A 14,170-nucleotide genomic window follows, 5' to 3' on the forward strand; every position below is an offset into this window, starting at 1 on the left:
CAAGTACCATTTTCTTGTCGGGTGGTTTATTTTTACCAGTAAAAAGCTCGATCGCTATAATATAGATACGACCTTCCCAGCAGTCAAACCCCTGATTAACTATGACACTAAAAGAATTAGAACCGCAACGGCTTTCCCTGACTCCGCCTGAGAAAGCTCAAGCAATACAGATATTAGCTCAAAGTTTAGCCCACACCTGGCAGGGAATTGAAAAAACTCCCGGTGTAGTCGGCGGTAATGCCAGGATTGCCGGGACTAGAATTTCTGTTTGGGGATTGGTAGAGTCTCGTCGATTAGGTGCAATGGATGCTCAACTTTTAGAAGATTATCCGCATCTTAGTGCTAACGACTTGAAAAATGCCTGGGCTTATGCTGAAGTATTTCCTGACGAGATTGAAGCAGTAATTAATTTGAACGATATAAACTAATATCATGGCAGGTTTGTATGCAGATGAACTATCTTCCTTCTAAGGAATGAGAATTAAATAACTTCCACTCTTGAAAGTGGGATGGGCGTCCCGCCCATCCCACAATAACAATTAAAATTGTAAGTTATTTAATTCGCGATCCTAACTTTTGCCTAACCCTCGATAATTAATCCGTGTATCCGTGTCGTGCTTTCTTCATTCTGCTAGATAATTTCAGTGCAGGCGATCGCACCAGTAACGTAAAATGTGTAAAAGCGGTCTTTGTAAAATAATTTTAGCCCCATGAGCGACGAACAGGAAAAAAAACAAATTTTGACTCAGCACCCGGAAATAATTTCCCCTAGCAGCGATGAGTTCGATCGCAGTGAAATTGCCAGGGCTGATTCAATTTCCGCATCAGCAGAAACTACCGCAGAAATTGTCGCCCCCGAAGATATTGCAGCGCCAATCGACGCAGCCGAAACAATTCCCGTTACCGCCGATAGTACGCCGGAAACAACTCAAATTACAAGTTATCCGCCTCCAACAATTCCAACTGCCAACCCCGAACCCAAACCAGCTCGCTCGTGGCAAATCTTAGCAGTTTTTATCAGCGGAATCTTAGTCGGTTCCGTCCTTAGTCTCGGCAGTTTGCTAGCGTGGAAAATGTATCAGGAAAGAGCGAACCTTCAAATCAAACTACCCGCTGACGTACCCCTCCCCGAAAGCCCTCCGCCTGTCGCCACAGCGCCCGTCAACCGTCGGCCCGGACTTCCCCCAGCCCCTGGAAATGGACGGCCCGCCACATTCCCTCCGTCGCCCCGTCCCACTCAAATCCCCTCTCTGTCTGGTGTTCCGCAACTTGCTTCGCCGTTGCCTTCTCCTTTGCCGTTGCCTTCTCCAACTCCAACTCCCGCTGCGGTTGAAACCCCTGTAACCGAGCGAGTTTACTTTCAAGCCGGTGCTACGGGAACTACTCTGAGCAATAGTTTGCGAGCCAACATATCCAGGCGCTACTTACTGGAGTGCAATAGCGGCCAAAGCATGACAATAAATGTTCAAGAAGGTCAAGTTAGCGCAGCAATTATTGCTCCTAACGGTGAAAATTTAGGTACTGCTGATAGCACAGGTCAGTGGCAAGGTCAACTAGCCAGTAGCGGCGATTATACTATTGAAATTTCAGGCGATCGCCAAGCCAACTACCAAGTTAAAATTGAAGTCAAATAGCAACTATAATTGTATCAGGGGGTAGTTACACAATAGATAAACCCGCCCTGGTTGCCAATTACAAATTACCCATTACTAATTACCAATGGTTGCACAAATATCTCCAAGCATCTACGAAGCAAAAACCCAGGAAATTGCCAAAGAAATCCTGAAGGCAACTCAAGAGAAAAAGCGCTCTTTTTTCGGTCAACTGCAAGACCAAATGCGCTGGGACGACAAACTAATGGATTGGGCGATGGCTAGCCCCGGACTGCGGGTGCAATTGTTTCGATTCATCGACTGTTTGCCGGCACTCCGCAGCAAGCCGGAAATTGCCCGCCACTTGCAAGAATACCTGACCGCCCAAGAGGTAGAATTGCCCGAAGCTTTGAAAAAATTGCTCAATTTTACTAACGCTGAGTCGATTCCTGGACAATTGGCAGCGACGACGGTTGCGCCTGCGGTGGAAACTTTGGCGCACAAGTATATTTCTGGGGAAAATATCAAGCAGGTAGTTAAAACTTTAGAGCGACTTCGCAAAGATAAAATGGGTTTTACAGTTGACCTTTTGGGGGAAGCTGTCATCACTGAAACTGAGGCGGAAATTTATCTTAACCGCTATTTGGAATTGATGGAGGAACTGGCGAAGGCAGCGAAGAATTGGCCGCAGGTAGATGCAATTGACAAAGCTGATGATGAAACTGTGCCGCGAGTGCAAGTATCGGTAAAGTTAACCGCTTTTTATTCTCAGTTTGACCCTTTGGATGCTAAAGGTAGCGAGGAGAAAGTAAGCGAGAGAATTCGCCTGTTACTGCGTCGCGCGAAGGAGTTGGGCGCGGCGGTTCATTTCGATATGGAACAGTATGCTTACAAAAGTTTAACTCTGAGCATTCTCAAAGACTTATTGTTAGAGGAAGAGTTTCGCAGTCGCACGGATATTGGAATTACATTGCAAGCATATTTGCGCGACAGTGCCCAAGATTTGCGAAACCTGATTTCCTGGGCAAAAAAACGCGGAAATCCGGTAACAGTGCGGCTGGTAAAAGGCGCTTACTGGGATCAGGAAACTATCAAAGCGATGCAGAAAGATTGGCCACAGCCGGTCTACAATGACAAAGTTGCTACAGATGCTAATTTCGAGCAGATGACGCAGTTGCTGCTCGAAAATCACGAATATTTGTATGCAGCTATTGGCAGTCATAATGTACGATCGCAAGCGAGGGCGATCGCCATTGCCGAAACTCTCAATATACCGCGCCGCCGCTTTGAAATGCAAGTGCTGTATGGCATGGGCGACAAATTGGCCAAGCTTTTGGTCGATCGGGGTTATCGCGTCCGAGTCTACTGCCCCTACGGCGATTTGCTGCCGGGAATGGCTTATTTGATCCGCCGTTTGCTGGAAAATACCGCCAACAGTTCTTTCATCCGGCAAAGTTCCGAAGAAATGCCGATCGAACAATTGTTAGCCGCACCAGTTGCTAACGGAAATGACCAGCTAGTTTACAGCAAAGTATTTCCCAACGTTGCCGATACCGACTACGCCAATACCAAATTGCGGCAACAAGCAGAAACAGCCATCAAATCAGTGCGCGCCAACTTAGGTAAAACCTATTTACCGCTAATCAATGGCGAGTACCAAAATACTGAAGCAACCGTTAACTCTCTCAACCCTTCCAATCCCACAGAAGTAGTCGGCACCATCGGATTGCTTTCCGAAGAACAGGCCAAACAAGCCCTTGAAGCAGCAAAAGCAGCCTTCACCAGTTGGCGAAAAACCCCCGTCCGCCAGCGGGCAGGCGTCCTCCGCAAAGCCGCAGAATTGATGGAACAGCGGCGGCATGAACTGTCAGCTTGGATGGTGTTTGAAGTCGGCAAACCCGTCAGAGAAGGCGATGCAGAAGTTTCCGAAGCTATTGATTTTTGCCGCTACTACGCCGACGAAATGGAACGGTTGGAACAAGGGAAAAATTACGACATTCCCGGAGAAACTAACCGTTATAGCTATCAGCCACGCGGCATTTCTTTAATCATTTCACCTTGGAATTTTCCCCTCGCAATTCCCGTCGGCATGACAGTTGCATCGCTGGTTGCTGGAAATTGTACTTTACTCAAACCTGCGGAAGTTTCCTCAGTAATTGCAGCGAAAATAGCCGAAATTTTGCTAGAAGCTGGAATTCCCAAAGGCGTATTTCAATACGTGCCTTGCAAAGGTTCAACCGTCGGCGCTTACATGGTGAAACATCCTGATGTCCACATGATTACTTTCACCGGTTCTCAGGAAGTTGGCTGTCAGATTTATGCCGATGCTGCGATTTTGCAGCCTGGACAAAAACACCTGAAACGAGTAATTGCGGAAATGGGCGGCAAGAATGCAATTATTGTCGATGAAAGTGCGGATTTAGACCAAGCAGTTGCAGGCGTAGTTTATTCGGCATTTGGATACAGCGGCCAAAAATGTTCCGCTTGTTCGCGAGTAATTGTGGTCGAATCGGTGTACGATAATTTTGTGGCACGATTGGTAGAAGCGACGCGATCGCTCAATGTCGGCGCAGCAGAAAATCCCGGCACTCAAGTCGGCCCTGTAATCGATGCCAGCGCCCAATCTCGCATCCGTGAATACATCGAAACAGGCCGCGCCGAAGCTAAAATAGCTTTAGAAATGCCGGCACCGGAAACCGGTTATTTTGTCGGCCCAGTCATTGTTACCGAAGTATCGCCCACAGCAACTATCGCCCAAGAAGAAATTTTTGGCCCGGTTTTGTCGGTGATTCGGGCAAAAAATTTCAGCGAAGCGATTGCGATTGCTAACGGCACGAATTTTGCTTTAACCGGCGGATTGTATTCTCGCACACCTTCGCATATCGATCAAGCCGCATCCGATTTTGAAGTCGGAAACCTGTACATCAATCGCGGAATTACCGGGGCTGTGGTATCGCGCCAACCTTTCGGAGGATTCAAACTTTCGGGAGTTGGTTCTAAAGCTGGCGGCCCGGATTATTTGCTACAATTCCTCGAACCGCGCACCATAACCGAAAATATTCAGCGGCAGGGTTTTGCGCCGATTGAAGGAGTAGATGATTAATCTCAAATTCGTTTGATTAAGATTTGATACCCGACTTCTTAAAGAAGTCGGGTATATGCTAAGCTGTTTTACATTTAAACTGTGTGTCAAAAATCCATAAAACTATTGTGGGACGGGCTTCTAGCCTGTCCCGAATTTTAAATTTAAATGCGTAACAGCTTATCATGGTTCCAAACAGTCGGGTGCACCTATTCTGTTGTTCTAATTGAATTTACTTAAAATGGAATATAGAAAAAATGGTAGTCGTCTAAATTCTCACAATCCTTCACTTGACAAGTGGGTGAGATTTTTAATGATAGTTATATTAGTCCTGGGTATATTTTTTCGTTTCGCCAATCTCGAAAAGAAAGTTTACTGGATAGACGAAAGTTACACTTCTCTGCGGATTTCCGGTTATACAGAATCTGAATTTATTCAAGAGTTTGGTGACGGTCAAATCAAGGAAATAAAAAGTATACAAAAGTATCAGCGGATAAATGCAGAGAAAAGCGTTTTTGACACGGTAAAAGGATTGGCATTAGAAGAGTCTCAACTTACTCCCCTCTACTTTGTAGCAGCGAGATTCTGGGTGCAACTGTTTGGAGATTCAATCGCAGTAACTAGAAGTTTGTCGGCGGTTTTTAGCGTGCTGGCATTACCTTGTATGTATTGGCTATGCTTAGAATTATTTGAGTCATCGGTGACAGCTTGGTTAGCAGTTGCCATAATAGCTGTATCGCCTTTTCAGGTAGTTTATGCTCAGGAAGCTCGACCTTACAGTTTGTTTGTCATGTTAATTTTACTGTCAAGCGCGGTCTTGCTACGAGGTATGCGCCTAAAAACTAATCGTAGTTGGGCAATTTATGCTGTAACATTAGTAGTTGGATTTTATACTCACCTCTTATTTGGAATAGTGGCAATAGGACATGGGATCTATGTATTAATTATCGAAAAATTCCGGTTTAACAAGAATGTAATTGGCTATTTGCTAGCATCAATAGCCGGATTGATTGCTCTGTCTCCTTGGATTATAGCTATGATAAAAAATTCTGGCAATGCCAGTGATAAAACATCCTGGCTGTCTCTGATAAGACCTGTTTCAGAATTGATAAAAAATTGGGTTTTGAACATTAGCAATCAATTTTTTGATGTTGGATTTTACTGGAATTTGCCACGACCATATTTGATATCTACTCTGCCAGTTATTTTAATGATTTTAATAATGGTTGGGTATTCTTTTTATTTACTTGTAAGTAAAACCGAAATCCGAGTTTGGTTGTTTGTTGTGACCTTAACGTTCGTGATAGTAGGAATTTTCTTACCAGCGGACTTAATTAGGGGAGGGATTCGATCTATCAACACTCGTTACATGATCCCCTGTTATTTAGGAATCCAGATATCTCTTGCTTATCTTTTTACTCAAGTTCAAGTTACAATCCAATTACAAAAGCTGTGGAGAGTAGCTCTAGTTGTTCTGCTCTCAATGGAAATTGCGTCTTCCTGCCTCTATGTGTCAGCAGATAATTGGTGGAATAAAGACCGCTCTTATATTAACATCCGGATCGCCCGCACAGTCAACTCAGCTTCTAAGCCATTAATCATAACAGAGTTTCCCGAGTATAATGTAGATACGATAGGCAATTTACTCGGTATGAGTCACCAAATCGATCCCAAAGCTAAATTATTACTAATGTCACCTAAAAATAATGTTGAAATCCCGCAAAATTTTAACGAGATATTTTTGTACAGTATTACTCCACAATTAAAGACAAAAATTGCCAACAAAAGTAATCAATACAAGATACAAACAATCTATGGTAAAAATGACGCAATGATCCTAGGCAAAATAGTCAATAAATGATGTTTTATATAGAAACCGCCGGTGAGTTTGTTTAAAATGGAATTTCCGAAAAATTGCGATCGACTAAATTCTCACAACCATTCACTTGACAAGTGGCTGCGCTTTTTAATTATACCCGTATTAGTCATAGGTATTTTATTTCGCTTCGCCAATCTCGATCGCAAATTTTACTGGATCGACGAAACATATACTTCTTTGAGAGTTTCTGGCTACACCGAAGCTGAAATAATCAAAGAAATTTCGTACCAGAAAATAACCTCGCCTGCGGATTTACAAAAATATCAGCAGATAAATTCCGAAAAAACTTTAAGGGATACCTTGAATTCTTTAGGAACAGAAGACCCCCACCACCCGCCGCTGTATTATGTACTAGCGCGATATTGGGCGCAGTTGTTCGGTAGTTCCGTTGCAGCAATGAGAAGTTTAGCCGCCGTGATTAGCCTGCTAGTATTTCCCGCAATTTATTGGCTGGCTTGGGAGTTATTTGAATCTTCAGCCGTAGCGTGGATGGCGATCGCACTTTTCGCAATTTCTCCCTACCACATCCTATTTGCCCAAGAAGCAAGACAGTACAGTTTGTGGACATTAACTACTATTTTATCCAGTGCAGCCTTGCTGCGAGCAATGCGTCCTAACGAAAATCAAAATCCTGTCGCCCTCGTTCTTTCCTGGGCGCTTTATGCAGGCACAGCAACACTGGGATTGTACACCCACTTGTTATTTGTCTGCGTCGCTGCCGCCCACGCAATCTACGTCGCAGTTATTGCCAACTGGCGCGATGTGAAAACATTCATTTCCTATTATGTAGCAGGTTTAATCGCATTGAGTGGCTTCATGCCTTCCCTGGTAAATACTGTAGAAAACTTCAATCAAGTTAGAAGCACAACAGCATGGGCAGAACAAACAAATTACTTAAGATTAGTCAGCAGGTGGGTTGGTTCCGTCAGCATAGCATTTTTTGATATTGGCATTGATGGAACTGCCAACGCCACACAACTAGCCTTGGTAATTCCAGTTGGGATCATGATTCTAGCTTTAGTCGGCTATGCCCTTTATTATCTATGCCGACAAACACCAAAGCGAGTGTGGTTGATTGTATTGTTATTAATTGCAACAACTGCTTTGTTTTTAGCAGTACCTGATCTAATCAAGGGTGGAAGGCGATCGGCAAATCCGCGATATTTAGTTCCTTGTTATGTGGGAATTCAGCTAGCAGTCGCTTACCTGATGTCTGCGAAAATTAGTAACAATTTGGAGAACTTTAAACAGCAAAAACTGTGGAAAATAGTTATAGTTACAGTTTTGTCCGCAGGTATTATATCCGGTGGAGTTAGTTCTCAAGCAGACATTTGGTGGAATAAAGGCAGCGGTTGGTTGAGTGCCTTGGAAGTAGCTGGGACTGTCAATCAAGCCAGCAATCCCCTAATTATCAGCGATGCCAATATCGTATATATGATGCCTTTAAGTTATTACCTAGAACCAAAAGTCAAACTGCTAATAGAACCCCGCTGTTACACTTCTTGCTACAAAAATCGAGAATTGGCAAAGAAAAAACCCCAACCCCCACAAATTCCCGGCGGTTTCAGCGAGTTGTTTTTATACAGACCGTCCTCAAGTTTGCGATCGGCAATTCAGCAACAAAACTATCAAATAGATCCGGCTGACACTAATGTCGAGCTTAATCTGTGGAAAATTACCAAGAAATAATCTCAAACATTAAGGCAAAAAACACGGGTTGGCTGCCCAAAAATGTCTTATTCACTGCGACATACTGGCCATAAACGGCATTTTGGGAAGTATGTCGCAAGGAGAGTTCGATAGGTTTGCTTTTCGTGGTAAGCTAAAAGTTAAGAATAAAAAAATAACATCAAAAATCTCAAATGACAGTCACTGAAACCTCCAACATTCGTAAACTTCTGTGTGATCCAGACTTAGGGCTGATTCCTCACCTAGAAAAGTGCCTGAAAGATTTGCACTCATCTGCGATCGCCAGTGGAGAGAAATTCAAGGTAGAACCTTACGATATAGAACTCAAAAGCTGCCACACCCAGAAGCATCCCAACGACCAAAAACCCCTCGTCACCCAGTCAGTGTTAATAAAAGTTCCCCTGACTGGGAAAGTTCAAGACAAGATGCACCTATATCTGATCGCAACTGAGTTGCAAAACCAAATCGACTTCAAAATTATCGACTGGAGTGCCTTAGAACGCCGCCAATACGATATTCAGGGCATCCCCTTAAAGCAGCCGATCACCAAAATAGACGGCGAGATGAATTACGAGTTAGTATTCGATCGACCAACCTACTGCTGCATCACTCTGTGCCGCCAATTTGACTTAACTTACGCGGCCAATTATTAATTTGGCTTGTAGGGGGGGGTTCACCAACAATATTTAGGTTAATTAACAATCTATAGCAATCCTCGCATCAGTTTCAATAACTGGTTAACTGGTTCCCAAGCTCTGCCTGGGAACCGATGTAAGCGAGGAAGAGCCTCGGCCCAGACTATGGAGGCTCTTCCTCCGGATATGCGTTACCAGGAAGAGCCTGGTAACGAGTATAATCATTTAGGATTGCTATATAAAACCCGCCCCTATCCCACGGTAAACCCCTTGTACATTTTTCGCATTCAATACAAATCAATGTTGATGTAGATTGTTAGTTGTGTGGGGGCGGGTTTATGTAGATTGTTAGTAGCAATTCGATATTGTTGGTGAAACCCGCCCCTAGGAAATCTGGTAACAGTATGTCAAGCCCATTACCAATTACCAATTACCAATTACCAATTACCAATTATCAATTATCAATTAATTCAAACCGCTCGATTCGCAGTTTCCGCAAGAATCCTCTTAATATCAGCAGGAGTCAGACTCGGATTAGCTTGCAACATCAAAGCTATCACCCCCGCTACCTGCGGCACTGCCATTGAAGTACCCGCAAAATATCGATAGGGAATCCCCGGTTGAGAAAGGGGCACAGTTGAATAAACATCACTAGAATCCGCCCTGCCGCCGTCGCCGCCCGGAGCAACAAAATAATTAATAGTCTCCGCACCCGCCCGGTTAGAATAATCCCCAAACAAGCCATTTCGGGTAACAGCGCCGACAGCAATTCCTACCTCATTGGCAAACCGAGCCGGATAATCTACTTGTGGGCGAGCATCATTTCCCGCCGCCGAAATCACGATCGCGCCTTGAGCTTCGGCCGCTCGAATCGCATCCAATTCTTGAGCATTCAACTGTTGACCGCCCAAACTCACATTTATGATCTTTGCTCCATTTGCTACTGCATAATTAATCGCATTAATTTCATCCCTAATTTTACCTACCCCTGCCCGATCGAGTATTTTCAAAGGCATAATCTTCGCAGTCGGAGCCGTTCCAGTAATCCCAACCCCATCTTTTTTCGCAGCAACTAAACCGGCTATATGAGTGCCGTGATTGTTATCATCCATCGGGTCATTATCGTTATTGACAAAATCCCACCCTCGGAAATCGTCCACAAAGCCATTGTTGTCATCATCAACCCCGTTGCTAGCTTTATTGCGACCGATCGCATCAACACCAGTTTCCCCCACATTGCTCCAAATATTCCCCGTCAAATCCGGGTGATTGTAGTCAACTCCGCTGTCGATAACTGCCACCACAATTCCGTCTCCAGTCAACCCCTGGGCCCAAACCTCTGGAGCTTTAATTAAATCTCTGCCCCACTCGTCGCCACCCAAGTCGGGAACATCAGAAAAAGTTGCAGTACCTTGAGCTTTAGCAACTGCCACCGCTGCATTCACCAAACCGAACCCAAAACGAGAGTCAAAACCCTGCAAGTTGCTCGCATTGTTAGTAAAAACAGTTGCAGGGGTTGCAGACAGATTGAGAGAGAAATTTGTACTGCCTTGGTATTGATAAACTCGGACAAAGTAAGTTCCTGCTGCTAAACCGTTGATGTCGATCGACTCTGGCGATAAATTCGGTTGTTGAGAAGAAGCAATAATATCGGTGAAGTCAATAGAATTGTCGCCGTTAAGATCTTTAATTAATGCCACGTCAACATCCGCCGTCAAACCGCTGACAGTTAAATTAAAGTCGCTATTTGCAGGCAAAATAAAGCGGTAAAGGCCGTCTGGCCGGGCATTGCTAAGCGAGTCTGCGATCGTTTGAGTGCCGCCCAAAACGCCTAAATCGCGAGCTTGATCCAGTTGGTTGCCCAATACGGTAGTTGCAGAGATGAATGTATTGGCGAGGTCTTGTGGAGATGCGTTGGCTACCAAGCCTAAAATAGCATTGGATTGGCGAATTTTAATTAATGTATTGGAAATACCGGGGGCGATCGCGATTTCTTCGAGAATCAAGTCAGCTTCGGTAAGATTGTCAGTCAGTCCGATCGAATCCACAAAACTGTTAAAGTCAGTAATAATGTCTGCAGCAGCCGGATCGGAGACTGCGGAGTCGCTGCGGAAGACAAAGGTATCGGGGCCCAAATCCCCTGTCAGCGTATCTTTGCCCCCATCGCCCACTAAAACGTCGCTGCCGTCGCCGCCGTTGAGGGCGTCATCTCCCTTGCCTCCCTGCAAGGTATCGCTGCCGGCATCCCCAAACAGGAAGTCTGCGCCGACACCACCGTTAAGCAAATCGTTGTCTGCACCCCCGAACAGGGTATCGGAATTGCTGCCGCCGAGAATGCGATCGTTACCATTATCACCGCTGATGCGATCGGCATCCGACGAACCGACAATAAAATCGTTGCCGCCGAGGGCAAAAAATCCGTTAGGATAAGGAGTCAAAAAGCCCGGAGTCAAGGCGAAACTATTGGGGCTATCATCTAAAAGATAGGAAAGACCGTCAGGGCTCGGGCCGGGCATAGAAATGTACTCCTAGCGAGGTATATCGATTTAAATTTTAGATTTTAAATTTAAGTTTGTGGTTAAAAACGCCTTAAGTAGTCTGTAAGGCGGGCATTACGCACAGTATGTAGAGGTCTGCATAGGTTAGGTTAAACTGAGATGTTCCACCATTCTCAGTTACTTGTTTAGGAACAGGCAAGATGCCTGTTCCACAAGAAAATTCATCTTTTGTGGAATGGGCATCTTGCCCGTTCTTGACAATGGTGCAACATCTCAGGTTAAACAGATTTATTCCGTCATATCATGCCGTGTAAATCAACCACAATTTTGCCTTAGTCGCTCTAAAATATAAAATCTCAAACAGTATAACTTAATCCCAAATTCAAAATCGGGATCGGAAAATGGGAAAACCACACTTGCATCGAATTCATAATTTTTTCAACCTCGCGAAGTCGCATTTAAAGCCTTATTTGCGCTATTTGATTTTGGGCGGGACGTTTTTATTTATTGCCAAAGCTTTTTTAACTCACTGGCGAGAAGTCGCGAATATCCAAATTCGAGCCGAAAGTTTTCCTTTGCTGGCGATCGCCCTTGGCGTCACTTTACTTTCTCTAATTTTTGTCGGCTGGGTGTGGATGTTGATTTTGCGGGAATTCCGCCAACCTGTAACTGCCGCCTGGGCAATTCAAGTTTTTCTCAAAACTAATATTGCCAAGTATTTGCCGGGGAATATTTGGCATTTTTGGGGTCGAATATTGGAGGCAAAAAAGGCAGGCATTTTCCCGAAAGCTGCTACTCTCAGCGTGTTGCTGGAACCGCTGCTGATGGCTTCTGCTGGCGTCCTGATTGGGTTGATTTGTTTTGACAAATTCAATTGGTTTTTGCGGATTGTCGGTTGTGTTGCTATTTTAACCGGGATTCATCCCCGAATTTTAAATCCGATCGTTCTCTTTGTGGAGCGGTTGAAGTTATCAAAGAACAATGGAGAAAATTCAAAGGCTGAGGAGGCTGCGGGCGAGGAACTGAATTTTCGTGTAGAGTCTACCTCAAATATAGCTAAAAAAACATCGAATGTCAAGTCAAGCCGCAAAATTAATTTGCCAATTAAACGCTATCCTTTAGTGCCGTTAATCGGACAAATGTGTTTTATCGGATTGCGGGGGTGCGGTTTTTTGCTAACTGTAACGGCTTTAACTCCGGTGGACTTTAGCAATATTCCCAACTTGTTCGGTGCTTTTTGTTTTGCGTTTGTTGTCGGTTTAGTCGTACCGGGTGCACCGGGCGGAATGGGAGTATTTGAAGCAACGGCGATCGCCCTGCTGTCCGATCGCTTTTCTACGGGTATAATTCTGGGTGCGGTGGCTTTGTATCGGATAATTAGCATTTTGGCGGATGTTTCGGGTGCCGCTTTGGCAAAGCTCGATCGCCAGCGCGATCGGCACAGTCCAAAAAGGCGAATTTAAAACTAAATATTCTCGTGATTGTAGGGTGCGGGGCTGAGAATGTGAGATTACAGCAGATTGCAGGTAATAGGAATACTGCAATCAAGCTGCCAACCGAATTGATGATTTTATAAGGCAAAAGCAGGTTAGGAATGAGAATTAAATAACTTACAATGCGTGATGGTTCTTGTGGGATGGGCGTCCCGCCCGTCCAGAAAGGGCGGGCGGGACGCCCAACCCCTACTCCCCACAAACTTGTGTAAATTATTTAATTCGCGATCCTTAGTGTAGGTAGCGTCTTATTTTTAGATCAAGCAATTGGGCCGCAGGAATAGCTGCCGAACCCAATTGCATAGATGCCTTGACCCAGCCCGTGCGATCGCTCTAGGCTTTGAAGAAAACGCTAGCATTCAGGGCATCTTGAGCTACCCCAGAGACTATAGCCAAATAACTATCACCCACTTTGATAGCCGTAGAAGCCACAGGTGTTGCGCCGTCAAGCTGCAAATTCACACGCTCAAAAGTGAGAGCAGAAAATGTTAGTCCTTCCATCAAACCAATTGAATCTCCAGGGCGGAAGTCCGTAATCACATCTGTTTGATTAATCGGAGTTGAATCTTCATCTGCGGCGAAGAAGAAAGCATCATTGCCATCACCCCCTGTAAGAATGTCTTGGCCGCGATCGCCTATGAGTATATCGTTGCCCGCACCGCCATTGAGAGTATCATTTCCCTTGCCGCCCCGGATAACATCATTGCCCTCTCCTCCTATTAGGCTGTCATTGTCGTTATTACCGCTGAGGAAGTCGTTGCCAGCACCACCATCAATGCTATCAGATCCTTTTCCGCCTAACAAAATGTCGTTGCCACCCAGTCCGTTAAGTGTATCAGCACCTTGATTGCCACTGAAGGTTTCATCGTTATTCGTACCTGTTAAAGAGTCATTGCCGGATAGCGCCAAGATTCCCTTACCCATCGCCTCTGGCGGTATAACAGTATCAGCATTGTCTGTGAAGAAGTAAAATCCAGGCCCGCTAAGATTTTGTGGCAGTCCCGTAGGTTCACCGCCGTCTGTGGCATTAGGTGTGGGTGAAAAGATAGATACTAATGGTGCAGGTGTCGGTGTTGGTGTCGGAGTTGGAGTTGTTGGTGGTGTTGGAGTTGGAGTTGTTGGTGGTGTTGGAGTTGGAGTTGTTGGTGGTGTTGGAGTTGGAGTTGTTGGTGGTGTTGGAGTTGGAGTTGTTGGTGGTGTTGGAGTTGGAGTTGTTGGTGGTGTTGGAGTTGGAGTTGTTGGTGGTGTTGGAGTTGGAGTTGTTGGTGGTGTTGGAGTTGGAGTTGTTGGTGGTGTTGGAGT

General features: G+C 45.0%; 10 protein-coding genes. 8 read left to right on the plus strand and 2 right to left on the minus strand.

Annotated elements, in window-relative coordinates:
- Positions 1-101 precede the first annotated feature (101 nt).
- The 6 genes from QUB08_RS01730 (at position 102) to QUB08_RS01755 (ending at position 8,895) form a co-directional block, all read left to right on the plus strand.
- Entirely contained in the window at positions 102-428 is a 327-nt protein-coding gene (locus QUB08_RS01730) for a DUF433 domain-containing protein (RefSeq protein ID WP_333222906.1), read from the plus strand.
- Between the two features lie 282 nt (positions 429-710).
- A complete protein-coding gene (locus QUB08_RS01735; RefSeq protein WP_333222908.1) occupies positions 711-1,634 on the plus strand; it encodes a hypothetical protein in 924 nt (307 codons plus the stop codon).
- Between the two features lie 85 nt (positions 1,635-1,719).
- On the plus strand, positions 1,720-4,695 hold the full coding sequence (pruA, locus tag QUB08_RS01740; protein WP_333222910.1) for an L-glutamate gamma-semialdehyde dehydrogenase: 2,976 nt from the start codon (positions 1,720-1,722) through the stop codon (positions 4,693-4,695).
- Between the two features lie 220 nt (positions 4,696-4,915).
- Positions 4,916-6,535 (plus strand): glycosyltransferase family 39 protein, encoded by a 1,620-nt coding sequence (locus QUB08_RS01745; protein WP_333222912.1) that lies wholly within the window; start codon positions 4,916-4,918, stop codon positions 6,533-6,535.
- 36 nt (positions 6,536-6,571) lie between these two features.
- On the plus strand, positions 6,572-8,242 hold the full coding sequence (locus QUB08_RS01750) for a glycosyltransferase family 39 protein (protein ID WP_333222914.1): 1,671 nt from the start codon (positions 6,572-6,574) through the stop codon (positions 8,240-8,242).
- 173 nt (positions 8,243-8,415) lie between these two features.
- The gene (locus tag QUB08_RS01755; RefSeq protein WP_333222916.1) at positions 8,416-8,895 is read left to right on the plus strand and encodes a hypothetical protein; all 480 of its coding nucleotides are present in this window, start codon (positions 8,416-8,418) and stop codon (positions 8,893-8,895) included.
- 452 nt (positions 8,896-9,347) lie between these two features.
- On the opposite strand, the gene QUB08_RS01760 is transcribed toward QUB08_RS01755, so the two are convergent.
- Positions 9,348-11,393, minus strand: coding sequence for a S8 family serine peptidase (locus QUB08_RS01760; RefSeq protein WP_333222918.1), 2,046 nt, complete (start codon positions 11,391-11,393; stop codon positions 9,348-9,350).
- Positions 11,394-11,776: 383 nt separating this feature from the next.
- Here QUB08_RS01760 and QUB08_RS01765 point away from each other — a divergent pair, with 383 nt between their 5' ends.
- Positions 11,777-12,838, plus strand: a complete 1,062-nt coding sequence (locus QUB08_RS01765; protein WP_333222920.1) for a UPF0104 family protein — start codon at positions 11,777-11,779, stop codon at positions 12,836-12,838.
- Positions 12,839-13,201: 363 nt separating this feature from the next.
- Here the strand turns inward: QUB08_RS01765 and QUB08_RS01770 are convergent, their stop codons facing one another.
- The gene (locus QUB08_RS01770; RefSeq protein ID WP_333222922.1) at positions 13,202-13,792 is read right to left on the minus strand and encodes a calcium-binding protein; all 591 of its coding nucleotides are present in this window, start codon (positions 13,790-13,792) and stop codon (positions 13,202-13,204) included.
- A 131-nt stretch (positions 13,793-13,923) separates the two neighbouring features.
- Here QUB08_RS01770 and QUB08_RS01775 point away from each other — a divergent pair.
- The coding region (locus QUB08_RS01775) for a hypothetical protein (protein WP_333222924.1) at positions 13,924-14,170 on the plus strand (247 nt) is incomplete at its 3' end.

It is taken from the genome of Microcoleus sp. BR0-C5 (genome assembly GCF_036705045.1).
Lineage (GTDB): Bacteria > Cyanobacteriota > Cyanobacteriia > Cyanobacteriales > Microcoleaceae > Microcoleus.

Coding starts and splice junctions, on each gene's coding strand:
- QUB08_RS01730 (WP_333222906.1), top strand. CDS start 102: ATGACACTAAAAGAATTAGAACCGCAACGGCTTTCCCTGACTCCGCCT.
- QUB08_RS01765 (WP_333222920.1), top strand. CDS start 11,777: ATGGGAAAACCACACTTGCATCGAATTCATAATTTTTTCAACCTCGCG.
- QUB08_RS01750 (WP_333222914.1), top strand. CDS start 6,572: ATGGAATTTCCGAAAAATTGCGATCGACTAAATTCTCACAACCATTCA.
- QUB08_RS01760 (WP_333222918.1), bottom strand. CDS start 11,393: ATGCCCGGCCCGAGCCCTGACGGTCTTTCCTATCTTTTAGATGATAGC.
- QUB08_RS01770 (WP_333222922.1), bottom strand. CDS start 13,792: ATGGGTAAGGGAATCTTGGCGCTATCCGGCAATGACTCTTTAACAGGT.
- QUB08_RS01735 (WP_333222908.1), top strand. CDS start 711: ATGAGCGACGAACAGGAAAAAAAACAAATTTTGACTCAGCACCCGGAA.
- pruA (WP_333222910.1), top strand. CDS start 1,720: ATGGTTGCACAAATATCTCCAAGCATCTACGAAGCAAAAACCCAGGAA.
- QUB08_RS01755 (WP_333222916.1), top strand. CDS start 8,416: ATGACAGTCACTGAAACCTCCAACATTCGTAAACTTCTGTGTGATCCA.
- QUB08_RS01745 (WP_333222912.1), top strand. CDS start 4,916: ATGGAATATAGAAAAAATGGTAGTCGTCTAAATTCTCACAATCCTTCA.